This is a genomic window from Cryobacterium sp. Y57 (assembly GCF_002929505.1).
Lineage (GTDB): Bacteria > Actinomycetota > Actinomycetes > Actinomycetales > Microbacteriaceae > Cryobacterium.
In genome coordinates this window covers 26,513-52,532 of record NZ_PJJL01000056.1, presented here as the reverse complement: position 1 = coordinate 52,532, position 26,020 = coordinate 26,513, and the positions used below count along the sequence as shown (strand labels likewise).

The 26,020-nt window shown below is 63.1% G+C and carries 20 protein-coding genes; 11 read left to right on the top strand and 9 right to left on the bottom strand.

What is annotated here, in order from left to right; genetic code table 11:
• Nucleotides 1-20 precede the first annotated feature (20 nt).
• Genes CXY72_RS04660 through CXY72_RS04645 form a run of 4 tightly spaced genes read left to right on the top strand, consistent with a single transcriptional unit; the run spans nucleotide 21 to nucleotide 4,405 of the window.
• Nucleotides 21-947: a sugar phosphate isomerase/epimerase gene (locus CXY72_RS04660; protein WP_104126539.1), complete on the top strand. Its 927-nt coding sequence runs from the start codon at nucleotides 21-23 to the stop codon at nucleotides 945-947.
• A gap of 43 nt (nucleotides 948-990) precedes the next feature.
• Nucleotides 991-2,046, top strand: a complete 1,056-nt coding sequence (locus CXY72_RS04655) for a Gfo/Idh/MocA family protein (protein ID WP_104126538.1) — start codon at nucleotides 991-993, stop codon at nucleotides 2,044-2,046.
• A 50-nt stretch (nucleotides 2,047-2,096) separates the two neighbouring features.
• Nucleotides 2,097-3,005 carry a sugar phosphate isomerase/epimerase family protein gene (locus CXY72_RS04650; RefSeq protein ID WP_104126551.1) on the top strand — a complete coding sequence of 303 codons (909 nt, stop codon included), beginning with the start codon at nucleotides 2,097-2,099 and terminating at the stop codon, nucleotides 3,003-3,005.
• Complete coding sequence (locus CXY72_RS04645; RefSeq protein WP_104126537.1) at nucleotides 3,002-4,405, top strand: sugar porter family MFS transporter; 1,404 nt, start codon at nucleotides 3,002-3,004, stop codon at nucleotides 4,403-4,405. Before CXY72_RS04650 ends, CXY72_RS04645 begins: the two co-directional genes overlap by 4 nt.
• Before the next feature lie 26 nt (nucleotides 4,406-4,431).
• On the opposite strand, the gene iolB is transcribed toward CXY72_RS04645, so the two are convergent.
• The 3 genes from iolB to CXY72_RS04630 all read right to left on the bottom strand — a co-directional run bounded on the left by iolB (nucleotide 4,432) and on the right by CXY72_RS04630 (nucleotide 7,739).
• Nucleotides 4,432-5,358, bottom strand: coding sequence for a 5-deoxy-glucuronate isomerase (iolB, locus tag CXY72_RS04640; protein WP_104126536.1), 927 nt, complete (start codon nucleotides 5,356-5,358; stop codon nucleotides 4,432-4,434).
• Nucleotides 5,359-5,380: 22 nt separating this feature from the next.
• The gene (locus CXY72_RS04635) at nucleotides 5,381-6,121 is read right to left on the bottom strand and encodes a GntR family transcriptional regulator (protein WP_104126535.1); all 741 of its coding nucleotides are present in this window, start codon (nucleotides 6,119-6,121) and stop codon (nucleotides 5,381-5,383) included.
• Nucleotides 6,122-6,689: 568 nt separating this feature from the next.
• Entirely contained in the window at nucleotides 6,690-7,739 is a 1,050-nt protein-coding gene (locus CXY72_RS04630) for a dipeptidase (protein WP_104126534.1), read from the bottom strand.
• A gap of 474 nt (nucleotides 7,740-8,213) precedes the next feature.
• On the opposite strand from CXY72_RS04630, the gene CXY72_RS04625 reads away from it, so the two are divergent.
• The 5 genes from CXY72_RS04625 to CXY72_RS04605 all read left to right on the top strand — a co-directional run bounded on the left by CXY72_RS04625 (nucleotide 8,214) and on the right by CXY72_RS04605 (nucleotide 14,390).
• A complete protein-coding gene (locus tag CXY72_RS04625; RefSeq protein ID WP_104126533.1) occupies nucleotides 8,214-9,761 on the top strand; it encodes a sugar transferase in 1,548 nt (515 codons plus the stop codon).
• A gap of 1 nt (nucleotide 9,762) precedes the next feature.
• Nucleotides 9,763-11,016, top strand: coding sequence for a DUF1972 domain-containing protein (locus CXY72_RS04620; RefSeq protein ID WP_104126532.1), 1,254 nt, complete (start codon nucleotides 9,763-9,765; stop codon nucleotides 11,014-11,016).
• A complete protein-coding gene (locus CXY72_RS04615; RefSeq protein WP_104126531.1) occupies nucleotides 11,013-11,810 on the top strand; it encodes a CDP-alcohol phosphatidyltransferase family protein in 798 nt (265 codons plus the stop codon). Before CXY72_RS04620 ends, CXY72_RS04615 begins: the two co-directional genes overlap by 4 nt.
• Before the next feature lie 103 nt (nucleotides 11,811-11,913).
• Nucleotides 11,914-13,380 carry a polysaccharide biosynthesis tyrosine autokinase gene (locus CXY72_RS04610; protein ID WP_158252467.1) on the top strand — a complete coding sequence of 489 codons (1,467 nt, stop codon included), beginning with the start codon at nucleotides 11,914-11,916 and terminating at the stop codon, nucleotides 13,378-13,380.
• Nucleotides 13,380-14,390 (top strand): glycosyltransferase, encoded by a 1,011-nt coding sequence (locus tag CXY72_RS04605; RefSeq protein ID WP_104126529.1) that lies wholly within the window; start codon nucleotides 13,380-13,382, stop codon nucleotides 14,388-14,390. Before CXY72_RS04610 ends, CXY72_RS04605 begins: the two co-directional genes overlap by 1 nt.
• 41 nt (nucleotides 14,391-14,431) lie before the next feature.
• On the opposite strand, the gene CXY72_RS04600 is transcribed toward CXY72_RS04605, so the two are convergent.
• The 4 genes from CXY72_RS04600 to CXY72_RS04585 all read right to left on the bottom strand — a co-directional run bounded on the left by CXY72_RS04600 (nucleotide 14,432) and on the right by CXY72_RS04585 (nucleotide 20,992).
• Nucleotides 14,432-15,511 (bottom strand): glycosyltransferase family 4 protein, encoded by a 1,080-nt coding sequence (locus tag CXY72_RS04600; RefSeq protein ID WP_104126528.1) that lies wholly within the window; start codon nucleotides 15,509-15,511, stop codon nucleotides 14,432-14,434.
• The gene (locus tag CXY72_RS04595; RefSeq protein ID WP_104126527.1) at nucleotides 15,504-16,478 is read right to left on the bottom strand and encodes a glycosyltransferase family 2 protein; all 975 of its coding nucleotides are present in this window, start codon (nucleotides 16,476-16,478) and stop codon (nucleotides 15,504-15,506) included. The genes CXY72_RS04600 and CXY72_RS04595 overlap by 8 nt, the downstream gene beginning before the upstream one ends.
• A 78-nt stretch (nucleotides 16,479-16,556) precedes the next feature.
• Nucleotides 16,557-20,135: a PKD domain-containing protein gene (locus CXY72_RS04590; protein WP_104126526.1), complete on the bottom strand. Its 3,579-nt coding sequence runs from the start codon at nucleotides 20,133-20,135 to the stop codon at nucleotides 16,557-16,559.
• A 119-nt stretch (nucleotides 20,136-20,254) separates the two neighbouring features.
• The gene (locus tag CXY72_RS04585; RefSeq protein WP_104126525.1) at nucleotides 20,255-20,992 is read right to left on the bottom strand and encodes a hypothetical protein; all 738 of its coding nucleotides are present in this window, start codon (nucleotides 20,990-20,992) and stop codon (nucleotides 20,255-20,257) included.
• 225 nt (nucleotides 20,993-21,217) lie between these two features.
• Here CXY72_RS04585 and CXY72_RS04580 point away from each other — a divergent pair, with 225 nt between their 5' ends.
• Nucleotides 21,218-22,291: a glycosyltransferase family 4 protein gene (locus CXY72_RS04580; protein WP_104126524.1), complete on the top strand. Its 1,074-nt coding sequence runs from the start codon at nucleotides 21,218-21,220 to the stop codon at nucleotides 22,289-22,291.
• 80 nt (nucleotides 22,292-22,371) lie between these two features.
• Here CXY72_RS04580 and CXY72_RS04575 read toward each other — a convergent pair whose 3' ends face one another.
• Nucleotides 22,372-24,219 carry a hypothetical protein gene (locus CXY72_RS04575; protein WP_104126523.1) on the bottom strand — a complete coding sequence of 616 codons (1,848 nt, stop codon included), beginning with the start codon at nucleotides 24,217-24,219 and terminating at the stop codon, nucleotides 22,372-22,374.
• Between the two features lie 254 nt (nucleotides 24,220-24,473).
• Here CXY72_RS04575 and CXY72_RS04570 point away from each other — a divergent pair, with 254 nt between their 5' ends.
• Nucleotides 24,474-24,992: an adenylyltransferase/cytidyltransferase family protein gene (locus CXY72_RS04570; protein WP_104126522.1), complete on the top strand. Its 519-nt coding sequence runs from the start codon at nucleotides 24,474-24,476 to the stop codon at nucleotides 24,990-24,992.
• A 46-nt stretch (nucleotides 24,993-25,038) separates the two neighbouring features.
• On the opposite strand, the gene CXY72_RS19480 is transcribed toward CXY72_RS04570, so the two are convergent.
• On the bottom strand, nucleotides 25,039-25,785 hold the full coding sequence (locus CXY72_RS19480) for a right-handed parallel beta-helix repeat-containing protein (RefSeq protein ID WP_158252466.1): 747 nt from the start codon (nucleotides 25,783-25,785) through the stop codon (nucleotides 25,039-25,041).
• Nucleotides 25,786-26,020: the final 235 nt, after the last annotated feature.

Genomic DNA, 26,020 nt, shown 5'->3' with positions numbered 1-26,020 from the left:
GGAAAGAAAGGCCGCGACACATGGAAAATACAGCTGTAATAACAAATCCGCTCCGTATCGGCACGGCCCCGGACTCCTGGGGGGTCTGGTTTGCCGACGATCCGAAGCAAACCCCGTGGGAACGGTTCCTCGATGAGGCAGCCGAATCCGGCTACAAATGGATTGAACTGGGCCCCTACGGCTATCTGCCCACTGACCCGCAACGCCTGGCTGATGAGCTGAATAAACGCGACCTCCGGGTATCAGCGGGCACAGTTTTCACCGCATTCCACCGGGGTACCGACCACTGGGCTGAGGCCTGGGAACCCGCCCGCAAGGTCGCTGAGCTCACCGCAGCGATCGGGGGCGAGCACATCGTCGTCATCCCGGCCATGTGGCGCGATGACGTTACCGGCGAGGCTGTGGAGAGCGGGACGCTGGACAAGCAGCAGTGGAGCGACTTGGTGGCCGGTCACAACCGGCTCGGTAAAATTCTGGCCGACGACTACGGCCTGAAGCAGCAGTTTCACCCGCATGCGGATTCCCACGTGGGCGTGCAGGTCGACATCGAGCACCTACTTGCCGAGACGGATCCGAAGCTTTTGAATCTCTGCCTCGACACCGGTCACGCCGAGTACTGCGGCGCTGACAGCCTCGACCTGATCCGTAAATACCCCGAACGCATCGGGTATCTGCACCTCAAACAGATCAACCCAGATGTTTTGGCCAGGGTCAACGCTGAAAAGCTGACTTGGGCCGCCGCCAACCTGGCCGGTGTGATGAGCGAACCGCCCCGGGGCCTGCCCGATCTGCGGGCGGTCATCGAGGCCGTTGAGGCCCTGGATCGTCCGATCTTCGGCATTGTCGAACAGGACATGTACCCCGTGCAGTTCGACGTGCCCATGCCCATCGCCGCACGCACCCGCAACTACCTGCTGAGCTGCGGTAACCGCACCACGGTTCACTAGACCAGCTATCCACTTCGCCACGATCGCTATAAAAAGGAATCCCATGTCTGAGAATCTGCGCGTTGCCGTCATCGGTGCCGGACGCATGGGCGCTGACCACGTTCAACGTCTGAACCACCGTATTACCGGAGCCGAGGTTGCCGCCGTCGTCGACGTGGACCTGACTCGTGCCCAGGTGGCCATCGAAGGAATCTCCTCGGCGGTGGCTCTGTCCAGCGCCGAGGAGGCATTCGCCCGTGACGATATCAACGCCGTGCTGATTGCCACCCCCGGCTTCCTGCATGAAGACATCCTGCTCCAAGCCCTCGCCCTCGATCTCCCGATCCTGTGCGAGAAGCCGCTGACCCCGGATGCCGCGTCGGCGTGGAAGATCGTAGAAGCCGAGCAGCGCCTCGGCCACAAGCGCGTGCAGGTCGGGTTCATGCGCCGCTTCGACGCGGAATACGCGCGCCTCGGCGAGATGATGCATGGGCAGGAGCTGGGCGCCACCCTGATGGTGCACTGCGCGCACCGAAACCCCGACACCCCGGCCGGGTTCACCAACACGATGCTCATCAACGATTCCGTGGTGCATGAGTTCGATGTCATTCGCTTTTTGACCGGCGAGGAAATTACCTCCGTTCAGGTGCGCCTCGGCCGGGCGACGCGCAACGCGCCGGTGGGCCAGCATGACCCACAACATGTGTTGATCGAGACAGAGAGCGGCATCTTGGCTGACGTGGAAATCTTCGTCAACGCTCAATTCGGTTACCAGGTGACAACCCAGGCCGTCTTCGAGCAGGGTATCGTCAACATCGGCGAAGACGGCGGGCCGTACGTTCGAAGCACTGGCCGCTGGGGTGGCAACGTCACCCCCAGCTTTATTGAACGCTTCGGCACGGCGTACGACGTGGAAGTTCAGGCCTGGGTGGATGCAGCCCGGCGCCAGGATATCGGCGGCCCCTCTGCCTGGGACGGTTACGCCACCGCAGCGTGCTGCGAGGCCGGTGTCGAAGCTCAGCTGAGCGGTGAAAAAGTCACCGTGCAGCTCAATGCAAAGCCGGCGCTCTATCGTGATTCGGCCACGTCAATTCTTGAACCGGCAGCTGTGCACGCTTAAAGCGTGCGCCACGTCGGCAACACACAAATCAGATTCACGATGGAGTGCTCTTGAAAATCGCCCTGGACCCGACCCCGTTCCACCACAGCCACACCCTATTGGAGCTCCCGCAGGTGGTGGCTGATCTCGGGTATACGTACATGCAGATGACTCCGCATCCCGACTTCATCCCGTTCTACAACCATCCCAAGGCCGACGACGAACTGGTCGGCCAGCTGAGGAAGGCCTGCGCCTCGGCCGGCATTGAGATCGCCTCCGTACTGCCGGTATTTCGATGGTCCGGTCCCGATGAGGATGCCCGCGAGGCCGCGGTTCGGTACTGGAAGCGAGCGATCCAGATCACCGTTGACCTTGGGGTGCAGACCATGAACACGGAGTTCAGCGGTCGGCCAGAGCAGGCGGAGGAGTCGGAGCGGGCGTTCTATCGCTCCATGGAGGAGCTCCTGCCGATCATCGAACGGGAGGGAATCGAGCTCTTGATCGATCCACATCCGGATGACTTCGTCGAGGAGGGCCTGGCCGCGATCCGGGCCATCCGTGGCCTCAACTCTCCCAACGTCGGGCTGGTCTATGTGGCGTCACACAGCTTTCACATGCGGAACGCACCGCTGGAGATCATGCGCGCGGCCGGTGACAAGCTCCGCATAGTTCACGTGGCAGATACCATGAACCACCTGGCTTCCAATGAACTACGGTATATCACGAACCCACCCGGAAACGCGGTGCGCGTGCATCAACACCTGAAAATCGGCGACGGCGACGTCAACTGGGACGAGTTCTTCGGCGGCCTGGCCGAAATCGGATTCCTGGATCGTGCCGGCAGCGTACTGGTGTCAAGCGTCTTCGCCGAAAACGAGCGAGCCGACGAGGTATCGCGCTACCAACTCAACACGATCAGCGCGTACGTCGACCATGCCCGCCAAGCCCACACAGTCGTCACAGCGGCGGGTGTCCGATGAGCCGCGGCGCGGTCGCCGCCCCGCAGGTCAAACCGCACAACCACCGGCGCGCCCTGCGCACGGTTACCGTCGTGTCCACGCTCGGCGGCTTACTATTTGGCTACGACACCGGCGTCATCAACGGTGCGCTGCCGTATATGCAGGAAGACCTTGGCCTCACCCCACTCACCGAGGGGCTCGTGACCTCCTCTCTGCTGCTCGGCGCGGCCTTCGGTGCCCTGTTCGCCGGCCGGCTGGCCGACCGCAACGGGCGTCGCAAGACGATCATGTCGCTGGCCGTGGTCTTCATCATCGGCACCCTCGCCTGCACATTGGCCCCGAGCACGGCTGTGATGATCTTTGGGCGTCTCGTGCTGGGGCTGGCCGTCGGTGGGGCATCCGTCACCGTGCCGATCTACCTGGCCGAGATGTCGCCGCGGGCAATGCGTGGGCAGATCGTCACCCGGAATGAACTCATGATCGTCACCGGGCAGCTGATTGCGTTCATCTCCAACGCGTACCTCGGCAACACCTTCGGGGAAACCGGCGGTATTTGGCGCTGGATGATCGTGCTCGCGACGCTGCCGGCCATTGGGCTCTGGATCGGCATGATGTTCATGCCGGAAAGCCCGCGCTGGCTGGCCTCGATCGGCAGTTTCGGAGAATCGCTCACGGTGCTGCGGCGCATCCGCTCGCATGAAGATGCCCGCACCGAGTTTGAAGACGTCAAGAAGCTTGCTGTGGAGGACTACAAGTCGCAGATGGGCGGCTGGAAGGACCTGAAGGCGCCATGGTTGCGGCACATCTTTTTTGTGGGCATCGGTCTGGCGGTAATTCAGCAGATCACCGGCGTCAACTCGATCATGTATTACGGCACGCAGATTCTGGCCGATGCTGGGTTTGGCCGCGAGGCGGCGCTTACGGCGAATATCGCCAATGGTGTCATCTCGGTGTTGGCCACCTTCGTGGGCATCTGGCTACTCAGCCGTGTCGGCCGACGGCGGATGCTGATCACCGGTCAAATCGGCACCACCAGCGCGCTGCTTCTAATCGGCGTGTTCTCGTTGGTACTGCCCGAAGGCACCGTGCGCGGCTATGTGATCTTGTTGATGACTGTCACGTTCCTGGCCTTTCAGCAGGGAGCGATCTCACCGGTCACCTGGCTGATGCTCTCGGAGATCTTTCCGCAAAAGATGCGCGGCGTCGGCATGGGAGCATCCGTCTTCGTGCTCTGGATCGTGAACTTCCTTGTCGGTTTCAGCTTTCCGCAGCTGCTCGCCGCCTTCGGCATCTCCAACACGTTCTTTGTTTTTGTGCTGCTCGGCGTAGGAGCCATCGCCTTCGCAGCGAAGTACGTGCCAGAGACCAGCGGACGCAGCCTCGAGCAGGTCGAAACCTACTTCAAAACCCGCCGGGGCTGAATGGTACGTAGCGCCGGGACGGGCCGCTACTCGCTGAAGGGCAGTCGCGGGTCAATGAGCTGGTCGGTCCAGGTGCCGCGCACCCAGCCGTGGTGCGGGTCATCGCTGATCAGCCAGTCGCGCACTGCGCCGGGGCCGGCCATCACGTTGAGGTAGTACAGGTCATAGCCCGGGGCCGCCATCGCGGGGCCATGCCAGCCGTAGGGCACCAGTACCACGTCGCCGGTGCGAACCTCGGCGTTGACGTCGATCGGGCGCTCGTCCGAGGCGTACACCCGCTGGTAACCCAGCGCATCCGTGTCGGCTGGCGCAGACGCCCCCGGGGCAACACGGGTTTCGAAGTAGTAGATCTCCTCGAGGTTGGTTTCGCCGTCTTTTTCCTCGTCGTGCTTGTGCGGCGGAAAGGACGACCAGTTGCCGGCCGGAGTGAGCACCTCGCACACGATGAACCGGTCGGCCTCGAGTGTGGCCGGCGTGCCGAAGTTGTGCACCTGACGGGAGCAGTTGCCGGCCCCCCGCAGCTCCACGGGAATCTCTGCAGCACGAATCAGCCGCGCCGGGTAATGCGCGGCGGCGGGCGCTGTCGCCACGGCTACCCGGCCGCCGACCAGCGAGGTGATAGTTACGCTCGTGTTGGTCCCCGAATACAGCACATCGCTTGGACCCGTGAAAACGGACCGACGTCCAGCCAGGTCATAGTCGACCTCGTCGATACTCACCGTGAACGCGCCCCCCAGCGGCACAACGATGCGTTCCTCGCGCGCGGCGGGCAACGTGACGCTCCCGCCGGCGGCGAGCGTGGCGATCTTGATGCCGGTGTGACGCCATCCGCCGATGACGGTCTGCGAGTCTGCCGTCCCGAGCGACACGTCCCAGGGCCCGTCGAGTGCGCTCCCGACGGGATAGACCCACTTTGTGGAACGTGTCGGAGTTGAGCTGTGCGTCGGAGTCATCGCTACCTTTCCAGAAGCAGCATTAACGCTGCACGAGCGTGAGTTCAAAACTGTAGGAGTCGCCACGGTAGACGTGGTGTCCGGTTTCCACATGGCGGCCGGTGTCATCGACGGCCGTGCGTTCCATGGAGACCAGCGCGGAACCAACCGCCGTGTGCAGCAGCTCCGCCTGGCGGTCGTCAGCGATCAAGGCACCGATGCGCTGGTTGGCAAGCCGAAAATTCACACCGGCCCTGCGCAGAATGTCATAGAGCCCACGGTCGGCCAGGGCAGTCTCGCTGATCTCCACGATGTCGTCGCGCACCCAGTTTTCCATGAGTGCGAGTGGTTTTCCGGCCGCATAACGCAGCCGGATGAAGTGATAAACGGATGCCCCCGGCGCCAGCAGCAGCGTCTCGCGGATGCCGTCGGGCGCAGGTACGTGGCTGAACTCGAGCACCGCGGTGGTGGGCTTACTGCCGCTGCGCGTCAGGTCGTCGTAGAGGCTCGACAGTTCGAGTGGCCGACGCACCTGGCTCGCCACGACCTGTGTACCGACTCCGCGTTTGCGCACGAGCAGGCCAGAGCGCACGAGTTCGTCCATGGCCTTGCGCACCGTCGGGCGCGAGAGGGTGAGTCGGGCGGCAAGGTCGATCTCGTTGTCGAGCTTTGATCCGGTAGATAGAGTGCCGTCGTGGATGGCTGCCTCGATGCCGGTCACTATCTGGTGATAGAGCGGGATCGGGGACGACTTGTCGATCGACAAATTCAGCGTTGCGGCCATCGAGGGCTCCTTGGACGATCAGAGGACTGCGCGGCCGGGGCCCGACAACATAGTCACTTCGATAAAAACTTACCAGCATAACAGCATTAGGTCAGGACAAAAGGACAATTGTCATTCCGAGCGACGTTGATGATCGCCCAGACGAAGTCGGTGTGCTCGCTGGCCCAAGCCTGGATCGCGTCTCGAGCGGGAGCGCTGGCGAGCGGGAGCGCTGGCGAGCGCGGCCGCGAACACGGCCGCGAACTCGGCCGCGGGGTCGCTGGTCGGCAGCGGTGCCGTGACCGCAGCGTCGGCACGTGATCGTGCACGAAACGCAACGGTCAACGGTCAACGGTCAACGGTCAACAGAAATCGCGGAGCAGACGTCCCTGCCCGCAACAATCAACCCGTCACCCTGCATCTCCCGTATGTACATTCGCAGCCTATCCAGAATGCCCGCACATCAGCGCGGGTGAGCCGTCGCTGTAGAACACCTGACGGGTCCAGGTCGTTCCGACCAAAATGTCGTCCACGCCAGAGCGGGCACGCATTGTCCGGGGCTACGTTCAGCGACCCGATTCAGGTGGCGCTAGGCGACGAAGGCGCGGTAGGCGGGGTCGTTGGCGCGAAGAACGCGCAGAACGTTTTGGGAACCAAGCTTGGTGAGGTCGGCGTCGCTCCAGCCACGCCGTTCGAGCTCGGCAAACAGGTTGGGGTATTCCGACACGTCGGCGAGACCGACCGGCATGTCGGGGCAGCCATCAAAGTCGCCGCCGAGACCGATGTGATCAACGCCGGCCACATTACGGGCATGCTCAACGTGGTCAGCCACGTGCGCCACGGTAACCAGCGGCTTCTCCCCCACCGAACCGTGGTCTTCCCAGTTGCGGTAGTCGGCGGAGAGGAAGGCCGGCACGAAGGTGATCATCTGCACACCATCGTTGGCGGCGAGCTGGGTGAGAATCGCGTCGGGCACGTTGCGGGGGTGCGGATTGAGGGCGAAGCACGAGGAGTGACTGAACAGAATGGGGAGCGTTGTGGTATCGAGGGCGTCCTGCATGGTGGCAGCGGAGACGTGCGAGAGATCGACCATCATTCCGATGCGGTTCATCTCGGCGATGACGGCCCGGCCTTGATCGTTGAGACCGTTGTGAGTCGCAACATCAACGGCCGCGTCTGCCCAGTCGGTCGTCGAGTTCCAGGTCAGAGTCATGTAGCGCACGCCGAGCCGCGCATACTCGCGGAGCACCGCGAGCGAGTTGTTCATCTGGTTGCCGCCCTCGACCCCCAAGAGCGACGCAATCTTTCCAGCGGGTTGAGCGCGTTGAACGTCGTCGGCGGTCACGGCACGTTCGAAATCGTCGGGGTATGCCGCAATCAGGCGGTCGATAAAATCGATCTGCTCCAGGGTGGCCTGCACGGAATCGGCACCCGTCAAATCGCTATGCACCCACACCGACCAGAATTGGCCCTGCACCCCACCAAGGCGCAGCCTGGGGACATCCGTCTGAACGTGACTACGCTTCGAATCGTATTCGGAGTTCAGCCCGGCAACCGAGTAGTGGCGATGCTCGCGGCAGGCCCAGGCAAGGTCGTTGTGGCCATCAATAACGGCAAATTTCGGACTTCTCACGGTCATGTGAACTCTTCTCGGCAATCAATTCGCATAGGCCAGCCTAGGACTTCCACCACCAGGCATTTTGTGCGCCCAGGCCGCCCGGCACGGCAGCGCGCAATTGTGATTTTTTTTGCCCGCAAAACCAGGGCTGAAGTCTGCCAATTCCGAGCGGCCGGGACACCCGCCGCTGCAGCTTTCCCCGGGCAGGGGATTTTGACCCCAGTTGAGGTTACAGCGCCGCCGACGGAAATCGGGGTAGTCTCTGCCAGTAAGTTGCTGAGAAAGAATCATCTTCATCCGCCGCGTTCCGCCACCGACAAGTGCCAGCATCGTCACCTTGTCACTATGACCACCTGTTCCTGTAAACCCGACTGCAGGGAATGAAAAAGTGATTTTCGCTTGTAACCCGCCGAACCCCCTCGGCTTCCCTTTATTCACCCCTGCACCGGCCGTACTTGGCGCAGCTTCCACGCTCGACTGCAGGAGGAACGACGCATGAGTGAATCAGATTCTCCCGCGTCCTTTGCCCAGTCCCTGCCGCTTGGGCACACCCCGAAATTGCGGCTCGTCGACCAAGCCCCGTCGGCGCACACCGATATCGCCGTCGACACCGCTTCCTCAGGGTTGATCTGGGCGCGGCGGTACCGCACCAAGCTTCGACTGACCGATATAGCCGTCATCGTTCTTGCTGTCGGTGTGGCACTGGTGTTTCGCTTCGGTGTTGATGGCATTCCGGCCGTATCGGGATCGTTCAGTGCAAATTACTGGCTCCTGTCGCTGTTGATCGTGGCGACCTGGCTTATGACCCTCGAACTTTTTCACACCAGAGATTCCCGCGTCATCGGTGTCGGTGCGAGTGAGTACAAGCAGGTGATCAACGCGAGTGCTGTGACCTTCGGTATGCTCGCCATCGTCTTTCTGATCTCCAACATCGCCATCGCCCGGCTGTACTTTATTCTGGCGCTCCCCCTCGGCGTTATCGCGTTGGTTCTGGAGCGGTGGCTGTGGCGCAAATGGCTGCTGCACCAGCGCAAGTTCGGCCACTACCTCTCTCGCGTAATCGTCGTAGGAAACCGCGACGACGTGGAATATGTCGTCAGTCAGATCGACAACAAGTCCGGCGCTGCCTACTACATCGTTGGCGCTGCCCTGGAAGACGGCATCGGTGCTGAGATCTCGGCCGGCGAACGCAGGGTGCCGATCGTGTCCGATTTCGAACATGTCGCCGCTGCGGCAGCCGCCATGGGCGTCGACACGGTCATCGTGGCCGGGCAGCCCAGCGGCGGCAGTTCCTACATCCGCAACCTCGGCTGGGACCTCGAGGGAACGTCAGCGGAGCTGGTTCTCTCCAGCCGACTAACGGATGTTGCTGGTCCCCGCATCCACTTTCGCCCGGTTGACGGCCTCCCGCTGATCCACGTAGAAATTCCTCGATTCGAGGGAGGGCGCCACGCCCTCAAGCGCACCCTGGACATCGTCACGACGTCCTGTGCCCTGTTGTTCCTGCTGCCCGCGCTCGCGGTCATTGCCGTGCTCATCAAGCTGGACAGCGCCGGCCCCGTACTGTTTCGGCAGGAACGCTGCGGCCGCAACGGACAAACCTTTCGCATGATCAAATTCCGCTCCATGGTGCAGACCGCGGAAGACGATCTGGCCGGCCTGCTCGACCAGAATGAAGCGTCCGGGGTGCTGTTCAAGATTCGCAACGACCCCCGGATCACCAAGATCGGTCGCGTGCTGCGCAAGTACTCGCTCGACGAGCTACCCCAGCTGTGGAACATTTTCGTGGGCGAGATGAGCCTGGTCGGACCCCGCCCGCCACTGCCCGAAGAGGTCCAGGTCTACGAAACCCACGTGCATCGCCGCCTGTACATCAAGCCCGGCCTGACCGGCATGTGGCAGGTCAACGGACGGTCGAATCTCAGCTGGGAAGACAGCGTACGACTCGACTTGTATTACGTCGAGAACTGGTCCCTCACCGGCGACCTGATGATCATCTGGCGCACCTTCAAAACCGTCATTCAACCAGTAGGGGCGTATTGACATGACCGCGGGGACCGAACACACTGCACCCACCAACCACCGGCGTCTGAGCATCGCAATGATCGGTACCCGCGGAGTGCCCGCCGCCTACGGCGGATTTGAAACCGCCATCGAGGAGATCGGTCGCCGCCTTGTCGACCGGGGCCACGACGTCACCGTCTACTGCCGCCGCGCCGCCCAGCCGGTATCAAAAGAGTACCTCGGCATGAAACTCGTGGAGCTGCCCGCATTGCGCCATAAGATTCTCGAGACCCTGAGCCACACCGGACTCTCGGTCTTGCACGCCACCCTGCACCGTCCGGCCGATGTCGCGTTTGTCTTCAACGCGGCCAACGCCCCCTTTGTGCCACTGTTGCGCCTCCGCGGAATCCCCAGCGTCGTGCACGTCGACGGCCTGGAATGGAAGCGCGACAAATGGGGTGGCGCGGGACGGCGCTACTACCGCTGGGCCGAGGAAGTATCGGTGCGCGAAGCTGATGCCCTCATCGCTGACGCACAAGGCATCGTCGACTACTACCGGGACGAATTCTCCATTCCAACCGAATTGATCTCCTACGGCACCCGAATCCTGAAGGACACCCCGACCGATCGCCTCGCCGAACTCGGTCTTCGCGCCGGCGGCTATCATCTCGTCGTCGCCCGGTTCGAACCGGAAAACCACGTCGACGTCATCGTGGAAGGATATCGGGCCAGCGGCGCCCGCCTACCACTCGTCGTCGTCGGCTCTGCGCCATACGCAGCCAACCACATCACCCGTATCAGCGACCTCGCCGCATCTGATTCCCGCATTCGCATGCTTGGCAGCGTGTGGGACCAGGATCAGCTTGACCAGCTCTACACTCATGCCAGCACCTACCTGCACGGTCATTCGGTCGGCGGAACGAACCCGTCGCTGTTGCGGGCGATGGGTGCCGGCACCAAGGTCATCGCGTGGGACGTCGTCTTCAATCGTGAGGTCCTCGGTGTCAACGGTGCCTACTTCGCACAGGCGGAGTCCCTGCGTTCCTTGCTCGAAGATGCCGAACTAAACCCGGAGTGCGTGGCCGAAGTTGCCGCGGCGCTGCAACGACGCGCCGAGGAACTCTACAACTGGGACAGCGTCACGGACAGTTACGAACAACTCGCCCGGCGCGTAGCCGTCGGCTACAGCACCCACCGTCAAAGCACCGGTAGGGCCGGGGTATCGATGTGGAGCTGTTCCGACAGCCTGAGCACGCAACCGTCAACCGCACTATCCAGGGGGATCACCTCATGACCAGCACCTCGGCTCGAATCGCTCGTTCGACCGAAACGTACTCTGACACCGTGCAGCGTTTGTCCTCCGCCCAGAAGACGGCGGCGCGCGGCGCACCGCCCTATTCGGTCTACGTGAACCGCCGCGTCGGTCGCTACCTCGCGGCGGGCGCGTTTCGTCTGGGCTTGACCCCCAACAACGTCACCGCCGTCAGCGCGGGGTTCACGTTCTGCGCGATCGGACTACTGGCCATCGGTGAGCCGAGCTGGTGGCTCGGGCTCGTCGTGTGGCTGCTGCTCGCCATCGGGTATGCCTTCGACTCGGCCGACGGCCAGGTCGCCAGGTTGCGCGGTGGCGGTTCCCCCTCGGGGGAATGGCTCGACCACGTCGTTGACTCCATCAAGATCTCAACCTTGCATCTAGCGGTGCTCATCACGATGTTCACACATTTTCCACTGTCCGACTCGACGTGGCTACTCGTGCCCGTCGGGTTTGCGGTTGTGGCTGCCGTGTCGTTCTTCGCAATGATTCTGAACGACCTGCTCAAGGCCAAGCACGCGCCGACGGCGGCGCCTTCCACCGCGCCCCGCTCCGCGTTACGGTCATTTCTTGGTCTGCCGACCGACTACGGAGTGCTGTGTCTCGCCTTCGTGTTGCTGGGCGCCCCGTTGGCGTTTTTCGGCCTGTACAGCGTGCTTTTCGTGGCCAATGCGCTTTATCTCGCCCTGGCGCTGGGAAAATGGTTTCGCGATATGTCCGCGCTGGGACGTCCGGAAGTTGCCCGACCGAAGCCGACATCTGCGGTGAGAACGTAACAACTTTGTCGTGTGCCCAGTTCTGGGGATGCTTTTTCACGCATTCAGACGTGAGTTTTGATCACCTTGATTGTAGTGTGGGCGCAACCGGATGGAGAAAGCTGTGGAACCAATCGACTATCTGAGGACCATCACGAGGCGGTGGTTGCTCATCGCTATTGTGGCCCTCCTCGGCGGCGCGGTGGCGTGGGGCTACGCGGCCACACTTCCGGCGCAGTACCAGGCAACCAACAGTGTCTTCGTGACGAGTGACCGGGGTGCGACGACCAGCGAGCTGCTGCAGTCATCGACCTTTACTCAAAACCTTGTGCAGTCCTACGCGCAACTCGCCACGACACCAACCGTTCTGGGGCCGGTGATCAGCAAGCTCGGATTGGATATTTCCACGCAGGACCTGGCCTCCCGCGTCACTGCGGAGATTCCCCTCAACACGGTGTTTATCAACATCACCGTTACCAGCCGGTCATCGACGCAGGCCGTGGCCCTCGCTGATGCTGTCTCCGATTCCCTCGCCATTGCGGTAGGGAATCTGGCGCCAAAAGGGCCCAACAACTTGCCGTCGATCACTGTCGACACGGTTTCTCCTGCTCAACTGCCGGGCAGCCCGTTTGCACCGAATACGCAGCTGATCGTCATCACCGGACTGCTGATCGGGCTCGTTCTCGGCGTGCTGTACGCCCTGGCCCGCGAGGTGTTCGATACCCGGGTGAGCACAGAGAAGGACCTCGATCGGGTCTCCTCCGATCCGCTGCTTGGAAAGGTCGGTCGTAAGAAGCGCTCCGATCCAGCAGGCCTGGTCATGCGAGTGATGCCACACAGTGCCCTGGCTGAAGCGTATCGGCGGGTGCGGGCCAACCTGGAATTCATCGACGTGGACAGCCCGCCGCGCAGCGCCGTGGTTACGTCCGCGGTGACGCGTGATGGCAAATCCACGACCGCGATCAACCTTGCCCTCGCCATGGCGGAACGCTCGTCGCGCGTACTCCTGATTGATGCCGACCTACGTCGCCCGTCGATCGCCGAGCTGTGTGATCTCGAAGGCGACGTCGGACTGACAACCGTTCTGCTCGGCGACGTCGGACCCGACGATGCCATCGTGCGCTGGTCGAATGGCATCGACGTGTTGCCCTCCGGCGCTGTGCCGCCCAACCCCGGACAGTTGCTCGGTTCGGCCGCAATGAAAACCCTGATGCAGCGCCTACTGCTCGAGTATGACTTCATCGTCGTCGATTCCCCGCCCCTGCTGCCGGCCACCGACGCCCTCGGTCTGTCACATCTCACCGACGGTGCCATCGTGGTCGCTCGTTACAAGGCGACCACCCGCCAACAGCTGGCCACCACGCTGGAGTCGCTCGAAGCCGTCAATGCGCGCATTCTCGGCATCGTCCTCAACCAAGTGCGGGAGCGTCGCGCTGAGGTGTACTACGGGCCGCTCGCCCCAACGACTCGCACTGCCGCGCTGACTCCGGAAACGACCAACCGGGTCACGGCCACACGAGCGCCTCGCACCACCTTTGATGAGACGGGCCGTCGCAACTCTCACACGTCGGAATCGACCCGGTCGTCGTAGTGCGGGTCCTCCAATCTTTTCCGGAGGGTCGCACTACGACGAATCCCTACCTGCTGCAATTGAGCCGCTCGCTCAGCCCGCACGTCGAGGTGCTCGGCTTCACCTGGCGCCGGGCGCTCACCAGCCGTTACGACGTGTTCCACGTACACTGGCCGGAGATTCTCGTGCAGGGTCGAACACCGGCCCGGGCGCTAGCCAGACGCCTGTTGTTCCGCCTGTTTCTAATGCGGCTCCGCCTGCGTCGCACCGCGGTGGTGCGAACGCTGCACAACGTGCGCAGCCATGAGCTCTCACCCCAGCATGACCGACGTTTACTCGAACGGTTCGACCAGCGCACCACCCTGTGGATCAGGCTCAATTCATTCACCCCGGTGCCCGCTGACGCGCTCGAACACACCATCCCGCACGGCGATTACCAAGACTGGTACGGTGACCTGATGTCGGGCGCGCCCGTGCCTGGTCGGTTGCTTTACTTCGGACTCATTCGCCCCTACAAGGGTGTGGACACCCTGGTGCACGCTTTTCGCCAGCTGGGCACCGCGGCCCTGGACGATCCGCTAGTGACGCTGCATATTGTCGGTGCTCCCCAAACACGCGATCTGGCAAAGCGGCTGCAGCAGACGGCGGACGGCGACCCGCGCATCGATTTCATGCTGCGCCACGCGAGTGATGCCGAACTGGCCGACGCCATCCATGCAGCCGAACTGGTCGTGTTGCCCTACACCGAGATGCACAACTCCGGCGCAGCTCTGCTGGCTCTCTCGCTCGACCGGGCAGTATTGGTACCAGAGAACGCGGTAACCACCGCGCTGGCCAGCGAGGTCGGCTTTGATTGGGTGCTCACCTACACCGGGCCGCTGAGCGCAGAGGTTCTGGCCGATGCGCTCTCGCGCGCTCGGCGGCCTCGGAGCGCCCCCGCGCCCGACCTCTCGCGCCGCCGGTGGTCGGTCGGAGCCGCCGATCACGTCGAGGCCTATGGCCGGGCCATTCGGTCAGTCCGCTCACGCTGAACCGAGCGAGATCGACTGGCCCACGATCGGCCGCTGGGCGCTCAGACGCCAACAAATAGCCAGGCGTCGGCGGCGAGTCGGCCATCGATGGCCGGCAGATCTTCCGCTGCGGGGCGAGGTGCCTGCAGCGCGCGCAGGATGGCATCCGCCAGCAGCTCCGGCGTGCAGCCCGGCGCGACCACCTCGTGGCCGTGCTCCTCAAGCCAGGACGCAAGCCCGGTTTCGGTGGTGGTCACAATCGAGCAGTTGTGCGCGAGACCCTCAACGATCGGCAGACCGACCTGCTCACGCCACGTGGCGGTCGGCTGGCTGGGCAGGGCCAGCACGCTGGCACGACGCAACTGTCGGTGAATCTCGCTGCGCAGCGGGTCGATGACAAGCTCGATCGTTGGGTCGCTGGCGACGGCCTGCCGCGCCTGATTCTCCAGCGCACCCTTACCGATCAGCGTGAGGCGGGCCTCGGGCAGCGCTGTGGTCACGAGAGGCCAAGCTGCGAGAAGACTTGGCAACCCTTTACGCTGGGCGAATGCTCCAAGAAAAACCACCCGGTTCACCTCAGGATCGCCGTCAGTGCTGCAGGTGCATGTGGCTGGCAACGCGGGAATAACGACCAAGACGGCATCCCGGGCAGGTTTGGGCAGGGCTGTGCGGTACGTGGCCCGGGCCGCCTCCGTTCCGAAAACGATGCGGTCGGTCTGCCGCCAGACGAAGCGGGCTGCAACGCCGTTGAGACCGCGACGCAGTCGCGCCCGGATCTCGAGCGGGCGTTGGAACGGGTCTGCATTTTCCAAGGCGTAACACACGATGCTTGCTCGGCTACCGCCGATCAGCGCACGAAGGCGCAGGGCGCTGATCGCCAGCGTGCTGGCCCAGACGCTCGAGAGCATGAGCGGTTCGCCAATTTCCAGCGTCGTGACCGAGGAGTGAGCCAGCAACCACGCGGCGCGTACGGGGTGAGCCTGCACGAGCACCAGGCCCGTCGCCAGTTCCTCGTGAAAGTCATACCTTTTGATTCGGAACAGAATGGCGGCCGGCGGCAACGCATGTGCTCGTTCCAGGTGGGCGCTGCGCAGCGTACGGTACAGCCGTGCCCGGTCGGTCAGAATTCGACCGCTAGCCACGCTTGTACTCGTGGTAGACCGAGCCCACCGAACCGGCCAGCATCCCGGCACCGCGGGCGGCTGTGCGCAGCCCGCGGGCGCGCAAGGGGAGCTGCCCGACGAGGGATCCGGCGATGTATCGCACGATCCCCCCGCACAGCCGCGCGGCGCCACGCGCTTGCAGGTTTATCCGCACCAGCACCCGTTTGGCAGGTTCAGTGTCATCGAGGTTGATACGACTCCAGGTGTTACCCATGCGAAATGCCCGTTGCAGCACCCACTCCCGGGTGAGACGATCCGCCGGAACTATATCGATGACGATGGCTTCATCGCACCAGATCATCTGTCCGCCGCGCTGGTGCAGCTGCCGGGTGAACAACGAGTCCGACCCGCCTGACAGCCCGAACCGTTCATCAAAGCTGAGCTCCAGCCGACGCACCTGGGCCAGATCGAGAAGCAGATTATTCGTTGCCGCAAGCGATACTGGCGTGCCTGTAGTGAACCGGCGGCGTTCGAAGAAGCCACCGGCCCGAATCCACTGGTCCGGTTCGATGTCGTACTGCGACAGCACCGGGCCAACGACGGCCGCGGGCCGATAGGTCGAATAGGTATCGAGCAACTGCACGAGCCAGTGGCTGCTGGGTCGTTCATCATCGTCGATGAAGATCAGCAGGTCGGCACCCTGGCCTTCCTGCAGCGCTCTATTGCGCGCCGAGGCGATACCCGGGGTGGGTTCGTGCACGTATCGAATCGGCGTCCCCCCGGTCGATGCGGGCTCTCCAGCTTCTACCCACCTGATGTCGGTCACGAGGGTGCGAGCTCCGGCATCAGGATCATTGTCGATGACGATGATCTCCACCGGTGCCAGCACCATACCGGCCTGATCCAGCAGTTCGGGCAGGAGCTCCTCAAGGTCGGCCGGGCGTCGATAGGTCAGCACCGCGATCACTACGCGCGGGTCACCTGTGGATCGATTGACAAGTGACATGGCCAATCCCTTCTGTAACGGTAAGAAAAGTGCTGTTCAGTCCGTGTGCGAACGACGAGCTCAAGACCGGGCCACGGTTCAACTGGCTCGCTTCACGATCAGGTCATCGAAAGTCGCGGTGACGGGCGTCACTGTGGCAGTCGACCCCAGGTAGAAGGCCAGACCAACGGCACCGGGCGTCTGCAGCGTAGCGGTCGAATCCGTCACCGTGCTCTGCCACGCCAAGGGTTCCAGCGTGCCGAGGGCCCAAACTTTGGCACGAATTGTCGTCGGAGCCGAGCCGATGACCTGGACGCGCAGTTGCAGCGCGCTTCCGGTCGTGTAGGTGAGGCCGGAAATGTTCTGAGCCTTCAGGCTGATAGCACCACGCATGAGTTGCAGTTGCACAACTCCGGTCGACAGGTTCTTCATGCGCACCCGATAGTCGTCCGTGCCGACGCGGCGGCCGATCAGCGACGTGTACGCGCCGGAACCGGTCGCATCCTGCTGGAGGGTTGTTGTGACGAGCATGTCGGTGTCGAGCAGTGACACGCCCGACAGGTAGGCATTGACGGTGGCTCCGGCGGCGGCCTTGAGGCGGCCGACTCCACCACTGACCGAGTAATTCGATGCCGTGCCGGTCGTCGTCCAGGCTCCTCCTGTGTCGGCGGCGCCCAGGCCGGTTGCCAGGCTGCGGGAGAACGCGTCGGTAGCCAGCGGTGTGTTCGGGTCGGCTGCCGGAACGACAACCGTCTGCCTGGTTTGCGCGGTGGCTGAGGAATTGTCGGTCACGGCAAGGGTCACGTCGTAGACGCCCTCGACCGCGTAACTGTGCGCGGCGGTCACGCCGCTGCCAGAGCCCCCATCACCGAAGTTCCAGCTGTAGCCGGTGATGGTGCCGTCGCTGTCGACGGAAGTGGAGGCATCCACCGCCACGGTAAGCGGCGTGGCTTGATAACTGAATGCGGCTATCGGCAGCGCGTTCGCCGGCGGTTCGGTGGCATCGACCGTGCGGGTGGTAACCGTGCTCGCTCCCGAGTTGTCGGTGACGATGAGGGTGACCACGTAGCTGCCGGCGGCCGCGTAAGAGTGCGTTGCGGTGGCTCCGGTCGTGGTGCTGTTATCGCCGAAGTCCCAGGCGTAACCCGCGATGCTGCCGTCAGGGTCGGTCGATCCGGTGGCATCAACGCTCAGGTCGCGGTAAGTGATCGCGCTGCTGAATGACGCCATCGGTGCCACGTTGGCGGGCGGTCCGAATCGGCCGATCGAGTTGTGCCGGGCAATGGCACTGGCACCAAGGGCCGTGTTATAGACGGCTACTTCGTCGATGTCGGCATCAATATAATCGCTGGTCGGTCGGCTGGTCCAGCCGCTAAGGTTGTCGCCGCCGATGCGCCAGTAGCCCTGGACCGGCGCCGCCGACGTCGTGTCGGTGCGCTGGGCGGCGAGGGCGCCGTCGACGTAGAGGGACATTCCGGCAGCGCCGACGGACGCGACGATGTGATGCCATTGGCCGTTGTTGTATGCCGCGGTCGTGTTGACCGTGCGCAAGATGCCCGGCTTCACACCGAACCAGAGTCGGCCGACGTTGTCCATATAGATCTGGCGATCGTACGCAGTCGAGGCTCCGGTGGCGCTGTTGCCCAGCCCGATGATTTTGCCGCCCTTCGTGGTGGTGGTCTTCACCCAGGCTTCCAGGGTGAAAGCACCGCGAGGAGTTTCGAATGCGGATGATGCCGCCGTGCCCACGGTCGTGCCACTGAAACGGGAGGCTGTGCCCGAGTCTGCAGCAAGCGCGCCCGGTACGTTGCGAATGACGCCGGTGCCTGCGGTCTCGTTTGAGGCTGCTGCCCAGTCGTAGGCTGTCGTACCACTGGATTCGCCGAGAGGCCAGTATGACGAGGGCGAATCGCTCTGCACGGCCTTGGCGTAGGCGGAGTAGCCACCCGAACCCGATACGGTCACGCTGGTCGGACCGCCGGTTTTGACATTGCCGAAGGAGTCCCGGACACGCACGCGGTAGACGTAGATCTGCCCGGATGTCAGTCCAGTGTCGGTGAAGCCCATCGCCGGTCGGGACCAGTCGGTCGACAGACCGGTCACAGTGCCGACGGATACACCGTCACGCAGCACCTCGTAGCTGAGCTGTTCGTTGTCCCGGTCGTAGGCGGCCTTCCATCCAATGCGGGCAGTGCCCGCCGAAAGGGAGTCCACGGTGGGCACGAAAGCGGATGACGCGAAGGCCGCGTTGGCCACGCGTGGGCCTTCCTTATTGGGCGCGATCGCCGTGCTGGCGAAGCGCACCAAGCCCTGTTGGCCCTTGTTGTTGACGTTGGTGAATTCACCGCCATAGAGCAGGTACTGCCCGTCGCCAGTGATGGTCCACGGCCCCTGGCCTTGACCGGTAAACGTGCCCGAGTTGATCTCGGGGTAAAACGTCAGGATGCTCGGACTCGGCTTGCCGGTGAAGCTGGCATAGCTACCGACGGCATTGGGAGTGAGCTTTCCGGTCGCAGCCATGGAGAAGGTGAGAGTGCGGTGGTAGGAGCGTGGTGTGGTCTCGACCGGGCCGCCCATGTTGCCGCAGTAGTGCGTGTGACCGGTGGTGTAAACGACGTTGCCGAATGGCACCGCCGAGTAGGTGTCGCCGTGACAGTCTTCCATCCAGATGAGGGAGCCGTCGCTCCAGTTCACCCGGAAGGTGCCCTCGAAGTTCGCCCCGCTTCCAAAGTCGTAGCCGGTGCCGAAGGCGCCGGCGGCCGAAGAGGTCAGGCTGGTGATGGCCCCATTTACGCCGGCATTACGAATCAGGGCGTTGACGGCCCAGGGCAGGGAGGCCCCGGTGACGGCATCCGTCGCGGCCATCCCGTAGCCGGGGGCATCGCTGCCGTTGTACGAGGTGAACGACCCGCCGATAAGAACTTTGGTGCCGTCCGGCGAAACCGCCATGGTGTTGACCGACCCGCCCACCGGTTCTCCACTCCACCCACGCAGTGCGCCATTCGAGGCGGCGAAAGCAGCGATTTGATTACGAGCGACGCCGTTGGCCGTGGTGAACACCCCGCCCACGTATACGGTGTCACCGAAGGTTGCCAAGCTCTTCACCGAGGCGTTCACCGTCGGTGTCCAGGAGGAGACGAGGGAGCCGCTGACAGTGTCGAACGCAGCCAGGCGGTATCTCGCTACTCCGCCAACGGTCGTGAAGAACCCTCCGGCATACAACCGGGTACCATCGGTCGATGCCGCGAGAGACCGAACGGCTCCGTTCAGGTCTGGATTGAAGCTCTCGACCAGCACGCCGGTCGACAGATTGTAGGCGAGCAGGTTGTTGCGGACAACTTCGTTCACACCGGCTGCCGAGCCGGCCGGCCGAGCCCTGGTGAACTCGCCTCCGGCGTAGACAGTGTTGCCCACAATGACCTGGGACCAGACGACGCCGTTGATCTGGGTCGTGGGCAGGGCATCGGCAGCGACGGTGAGCGGTGTGCCAGCATCCACCGGGCTGGTATCCGCCTGCGCTACCAGAGGCACCGTCAAGAGGCTCGTGAGCACCGTGATGATGGTCACCAGACTGGCCCATCCCACTTTCAGTGACCGAGTGGCATTCGGTCGGATCGCGCCGCTAAACGTGGCCTCGGTCGTGTTGACGTGCAGGCGAGATGCAGGGAGAAGTCGCACGATGATTCCTTACTCAAGACGAGGTGCCGGGCCGTCGGGTAGCCACCGCATTCCTCGGATTATAGTGAGAATCTTTCAGGAATGGCTGCCCCCTATCCGGGGCACGACCACATAGCCACTCAGCGCGGGGCTGCGCCCTCAAAGAGAACGATCGGCACGCCCGCGGAGTAATCTACGGCGATGCGCACCTGCTCGCGCTGGCCACTCGGAACCGCGAAAACGAAAACCCCCTGCTGGGTCGCCCCCGCAGCGACCGATTCCGGCAGCGGCGCTCCACCCGACCCCGTCAATTCAGTCGCCGGGCTTTGCTCAGCACCGAAAAACAGGTTGACCACGGTTGAGGTCAATGACACAGCGTCGGCCGTGTCATTGCGCACTGTCACAGCAAAGCGCAGGGATGGCCCACCCACCTCGCCCGGACCGCGCGCGACCCCGTCGACGGCTTCGAGTGTGCCGATACTGAACACCAGACCCGGAACGGCCGCGGCGGAATCGGTCAACGGCACCGGCACCCGCTCGACGGGCGGAGCAGGTTCGGCAGGCGGAGCAGGTTCGGCAGCAACAGCCTCGGTCGGCGCGGGCGCCGTGGCAGTCGGAACCGCTGTGGGTGATGGGTCGGTCGATGGCACCGCGGTGGGCGTTGCGGTTATCCGCGGGCTCGGCGCAGGGCCGTTGCTGTTGAGTGCAGCGGGGTTCGGGCCGCCACTGTTCGATGCGGCGACACCGGCGACCACGAGTACGACGATGAGTACTGCCAGCACAGCGCATGCAACGATCCACCAGACACGCCGCCGAGAAATCGAATTCGCACCCACGGTGGGGCCTGTATCGTCATCGACGGGGTGGCGCACTGCCATGGTGAAACTCCAGGTTGCTCGGCTGGTCGCACGATCGGGTTGAATTCTTTGGTGCAGCTGCTGACAGCATGCGCTAATAACGCGGTGCAGCTATTAATATACGGGATGCACCCTCATTCCTAGGGGGCGGCCGAACCCCGAACGGGGGCACCTGCTCAGGCTGTACAGTGTGGAATTCCGGCGCTTGGCCGGGAATACACCAAACACCCGACCGAGGCGACAGACATGAAATTTGCCATTCTGCACGGCAGCAATGATGCCTACGGTGCCAGCAAGGTGCTCTGCCAGGAAGTAGAGTGCCTGGTCAGCCTCGGGCACGAAGTGCTCATCGTTGTTCCACACACCGGCCCGTTGTCCACGGACCTGGCCCGGTTCGGCGCAGCGGTTTCGGTCGTCATTGATCCGTCGCTGGTAGTGCTGCGCCGAAGCAAATTGACCGACCTGCTGCATCCGCTCACACTGCGGCACGACGTGGCGCTCGCCGACGTCGTGGTGTTGTGGACCCTGGCCTTGAGCGCCTACATTCCTGTGCTCCGTCTGCGTCGCCGACGCTTCTATGTCTCGGTGCACGAACTTCTCCTGGGGCGAGTCGGTGGCCTGCTTGTGCTCACATTGCTGGCACCCGGAACCTTCCCGGTGTGCGCATGCAGTGAGGCCACTGCCGAGTGGCTGCACTGCCACGGCGTCGCGTCGGACCGCCTGACGGTTACGTCTCCGGTCTTCAGCGCCGTTGAGGCGGTACCGGTGCGTGGTGTGCACGACCCACTGACGCTCGCCGTCGTCGGACGTGTCAATGGACACAAGGGGCATCTGGAGGTGGCCACGGCATTTCAATCAACGGAGTTGTCCGGCCGGGATTGGCGGCTCCTGCTCTTCGGTGCGCCCTATCCCGGACAGGATGACGCTCTTCAGGACGTATTGGCGCTGGTCAATCGCGACCCGCGCATCGAGTACCGCGGAGAAGCCGCCTCAGTGGCGGCCATCGCCGGCGAGATCGATGCCGTGGCTTGTTTTCCGTCTACACCCGAGCCGTTCGGGTTGGTACCGATCGAAGCCTGGCGGGTCGGCCTGCGATCGGTTGGCTTCGCGGACGGCGGCGCGGGAGAAGTCCTTCCGGTCGTCGGCGGGATTGGGGTGCCGCGCACGGATTCCCCCGACCGGGATATCACCGCCGCACTCCTTGACTTGTCCATGACGCTGAAAGCGCAGCAGTCGCTGCCAGAACCAGCCGCGGTCAACATTCTTTTTTCGCAGGAGCGTCGTCGTGACCTCATTGCCCGGGTCATTACCAGGAGTTAGCGACGATACGGAGCACACCTGAAGGGACCGCTCGACTAGCGGGCGGCCCCTTCAGGGGTGATGGACGACGAGTCCACCGCCTAGGCGGCTGGCACCTCGGGCAGCGGCGCTGGCGCGTCATTCGGCATCGGTTTGTTCCCTGGAGCCTGCTGCACCCCCGGTTCCGGCACGACATCCGGCAGGGGAACTACGTCGGGCATCGGAACCACATCCGGAGTCAGCGTCGCGCCGGGGGCATTCGCCGGAGCATCCGGCGTGATGGTCTGGTCGGGAGCCGTCTTGTTGGCCGCGCCGGTCGCCCGAATGCTTGCCGACGATCCGGTCACAGTATTGCCGAACGGATCGGTTGCCCGCACTTGGTAGGTGTAGGTCGTGCCGCCCGATCGTCCAGTGTCGGTCCAGCTAATGCTGGGCCGAATCCAGTCCGCTGACAGCCCGGTTTGCGTGCGCACCACGACACCGTTTCGGAGCACCTGGTAGGTGAGCTGTGCATTGTCTCGGTCGTAGTTGGATTTCCAGGTCACCTTCACCGCGTTCGCGCTGGGGGTGCTGAGCGTGGGCTGAAAGTTGGAACCCGTGGCCTTAGGACCTTCCTTGTTCGGCGCGATCGATGAGACAGCGAAGCGCACGAGCCCCTGTTGCCGTTTGTTATTGACGATCGTGAACTCGCCACCGTAGAGAACGTACTGGGAGTTCGCCGCGAGGTTCCACGGCCCTTGACCCTGCCCGGTGTAGGTACCGGTGTTGATGTCGGGAAAGAAGGCCAGCAGGGTGGGGCACGGCCGGCCCCCGAAGTTGAAGTAACTGCTGCCCGTTTGATTGGGGGCAATCGTGCAGCCGGCGGCCTTGGTGAACGTCAGGGTGCGGTGATAGCTGCGCGGATTCGTTTCGGGGGGTCCGCCGATATTGCCGCAGAAATGGGCGTGGGCGGTGGTGTAGACAACGTCGCCGACCGGTACAGCCGAATACGTGTCACCATGGCAGTCTTCGATCCAGACGGTGTTGCCGCTGTTCCAGCTAGCCCGAAAGGTTCCCTCGAACATAGCTCCGGCCCCGAAATCGTAGCCGGTACCGTAGACGCCGTCAGCGTCGGAGGTGAGCGAGAGGATGGCCCCGTTGGGGCCGGCATTCTTGATTAGCTTGCCAATGTTCCAGGTCACCCCGGCGCCCGTGCTCGAGTTTGTGGCGGCCATCCCGTAGCCGGGAGTGGTTGCCCCGTTGTATGAGGTGAATGACCCGCCAATGACGACTCGGTCGCCGTTGGGTGAAACCGTCAGCGCATTGACCGCACCATCGGGAATGGTGCCTTTCCACGCCCCCACAGCACCGGTCGGGCCCTCAAACGATGCGGCCCTCTGGCGGCTTTGGCCGCTGGTCGACGTGAAGCTTCCGCCGGCGTACACCGTGCCGCCGAAGGCGTCGAGGGCGCGGACGGTGCCGTTCGCCGTGGGCTTCCAGTCGGACAAGAGCGCACCGGTTGTTGCATTGAAGGCCGCGAGCCGCGAGCGGGCGACGCCTCCGACAGTACTGAAGCCACCTCCGACATAGATGCGGGATCCGTCAGGGGAGGCGGTAATCGCCCGCACAACACCATTCAGACTGGGGTTGAATGACGTCATCACCCCGGTCGACAAGTTGTAGGCCATGAGATTGTTACGGGAGACCTCGCTCGTTCCGGCGGGGGCTCCCGAGGGACGGGCCCTGGTAAATTCACCGCCAACGTAAACCGTGTTTCCCACGATGACCTGCGACCACACGACCCCGTTGATCTGCGCTGTGGGTAGGGCATCCGCTGCGACGGTCTTGGGAGTGGAGGCGTTGGGGGGTGAAGTGTCGGCTTGGGCCGCACCCGTCCCCGTAAAGATCGCACCGAAGAGTACGGCGAGGGCGACAATGGCTGGCACGGGGGAACGGAAATGCCACAACATAAGGAGCCTCATCTTCTAGTCTTCGGTGGCCTCGAGACGACCCCCGCAGTTTCGGAATTATACTCAGTTTCCCGCTTTCTCCTACCCGCAAAGTGCAGATAGCTCCAATCTCCAGCAGCCCGAACATGGACGTGCCCGGCGGCGCCCTAGTCAGGCCGGTCAATAGACGTTAGGATTCCTCACTACCTCCCCTGACCCCTCTAATCGAATTCTGCCGCGTTCGCGGGGTAGCCTGAGAGAAATCTGAGCATTTTATGGCCGCAGGACAGTCCTTTTCCCCCGATTCAAGCACCAACGCCACGAGGCCTCTTCGCATCGGCTATGCCGCGGGCGCTTTCGACCTTTTTCACGTGGGCCACCTCAACATTCTTAAACATGCCAAAAGCCAGTGCGACTACTTGATCGCTGGGGTCGTGTCTGATGAAATGCTGGAGCGGACCAAGGGCGTTACCCCGGCTGTTCCCCTGTTCGAGCGCCTCGAGATTGTGCGGCATATTTCATTCGTCGATGAGGCCGTCGCTGAAGTCGTGCAAGACAAGTTGGAGACGTGGCGTCAGCTGCGCTTCGACGTGTTCTTCAAGGGCGACGACTGGCGAGGTACCCCTCGCGGTATGCACCTAGAGCGCGAGTTCGCCGCTGTCGGCGTTGATGTGGTCTATTTCCCCTACACCGTGAACACCTCGAGTACGATCCTGCGTCGGGCCCTGGATGCGTTGACGCGACCGGATGCCGCTTCCCGCTGGCAGACCCGAGCGATCGAGGGCACCTCCTAGAGCCGACCGGCTCCCAAAAAGGAGGACGGGTTCCCGGATGCGCCGATTATCCGGGGTGAATCACGACCAGGGTGTCATCTGGCGTGTAGTAGTTGTGCGCCATCTGCACCTTCGTGGACGCACGCGCAATCACCGCGCAATCGTCGACCCGAGTGTTGCGACCAAAAACATTGTCAGTGATGACCACTCCCTGCAGGGGGCCGTGGGATTTCTCGGCAAGGTTGATCGAGCATCCGCCGCCATCGGCCACATTGTCAGTGATGGTGAGATTGGACACGTCGCCGCGGTCCTGAGTGACCTGTACGGAAGCATTCCAGGCACCGGTCAACCGGTTGCCGTCGATGCGAATATTTGATCCTTCCTGAATTTGTATGGAATCGTCGTGGCTCGGCGTGCCTCCCTGATTTGGGTCTCTGTCGTAGTGCAGATTGTCGTGCACCCAGGAGTCCGTGATCGTGACGTTTCCGCCAGTTATGTGGATACCGTCGATGACACCATGAATATTGAGGCGTTTTGCCTCAAAGTTGTAGCCGTAGATTCCCTGAACATCGGGCGACGGCGTAGAGGGAAACAGCTCCGTGTCGATGATGCGCAGATTTTCGTAGCCGCCGAGATTGCTGATAAGGGCCGTCGGCCCACCCAGGTCTCGCCCGCGCACGATCGAATTTTTGATTGTGACGTTGGGGGCTGCGATCCTGACCATGCCCCGAATATCCAATCCGTCAATGGCGGTGCCCGCCTCGGTGATAGTGAGGTCGCCGTTGTGCACCGTCAACCTGGTGCCCGCCGGCACGCCGGTGTTACTGCCGTTCGGCGTGCCTCCCGTGGAGGGAAGTGTCGGCGCCGGAATGGGAGCAGGTGGCGGCTCCGGCGCCGGAGCCGGACTCGGTACCGGAGCAGGAGCAGGAGCAGGAGCAGGAGCCGGACTCGGTACCGGAGCAGGAGCAGGAGCAGGAGCAGGACTCGGTGCCGGAGCAGGAGCAGGACTCGGTGCCGGAGCAGGAGCAGGACTCGGTGCCGGAGCAGGA

What these genes read in the sequence shown, in the direction of transcription:
- CXY72_RS04660 (WP_104126539.1), top strand. Translation starts at nt 21, where the DNA reads ATGGAAAATACAGCTGTAATAACAAATCCGCTCCGTATCGGCACGGCC.
- CXY72_RS04655 (WP_104126538.1), top strand. Translation starts at nt 991, where the DNA reads ATGTCTGAGAATCTGCGCGTTGCCGTCATCGGTGCCGGACGCATGGGC.
- CXY72_RS04645 (WP_104126537.1), top strand. Translation starts at nt 3,002, where the DNA reads ATGAGCCGCGGCGCGGTCGCCGCCCCGCAGGTCAAACCGCACAACCAC.
- iolB (WP_104126536.1), bottom strand. Translation starts at nt 5,358, where the DNA reads ATGACTCCGACGCACAGCTCAACTCCGACACGTTCCACAAAGTGGGTC.
- CXY72_RS04635 (WP_104126535.1), bottom strand. Translation starts at nt 6,121, where the DNA reads ATGGCCGCAACGCTGAATTTGTCGATCGACAAGTCGTCCCCGATCCCG.
- CXY72_RS04630 (WP_104126534.1), bottom strand. Translation starts at nt 7,739, where the DNA reads ATGACCGTGAGAAGTCCGAAATTTGCCGTTATTGATGGCCACAACGAC.
- CXY72_RS04625 (WP_104126533.1), top strand. Translation starts at nt 8,214, where the DNA reads ATGAGTGAATCAGATTCTCCCGCGTCCTTTGCCCAGTCCCTGCCGCTT.
- CXY72_RS04620 (WP_104126532.1), top strand. Translation starts at nt 9,763, where the DNA reads ATGACCGCGGGGACCGAACACACTGCACCCACCAACCACCGGCGTCTG.
- CXY72_RS04615 (WP_104126531.1), top strand. Translation starts at nt 11,013, where the DNA reads ATGACCAGCACCTCGGCTCGAATCGCTCGTTCGACCGAAACGTACTCT.
- CXY72_RS04595 (WP_104126527.1), bottom strand. Translation starts at nt 16,478, where the DNA reads ATGTCACTTGTCAATCGATCCACAGGTGACCCGCGCGTAGTGATCGCG.
- CXY72_RS04585 (WP_104126525.1), bottom strand. Translation starts at nt 20,992, where the DNA reads ATGGCAGTGCGCCACCCCGTCGATGACGATACAGGCCCCACCGTGGGT.
- CXY72_RS04580 (WP_104126524.1), top strand. Translation starts at nt 21,218, where the DNA reads ATGAAATTTGCCATTCTGCACGGCAGCAATGATGCCTACGGTGCCAGC.
- CXY72_RS04575 (WP_104126523.1), bottom strand. Translation starts at nt 24,219, where the DNA reads ATGTTGTGGCATTTCCGTTCCCCCGTGCCAGCCATTGTCGCCCTCGCC.
- CXY72_RS04570 (WP_104126522.1), top strand. Translation starts at nt 24,474, where the DNA reads ATGGCCGCAGGACAGTCCTTTTCCCCCGATTCAAGCACCAACGCCACG.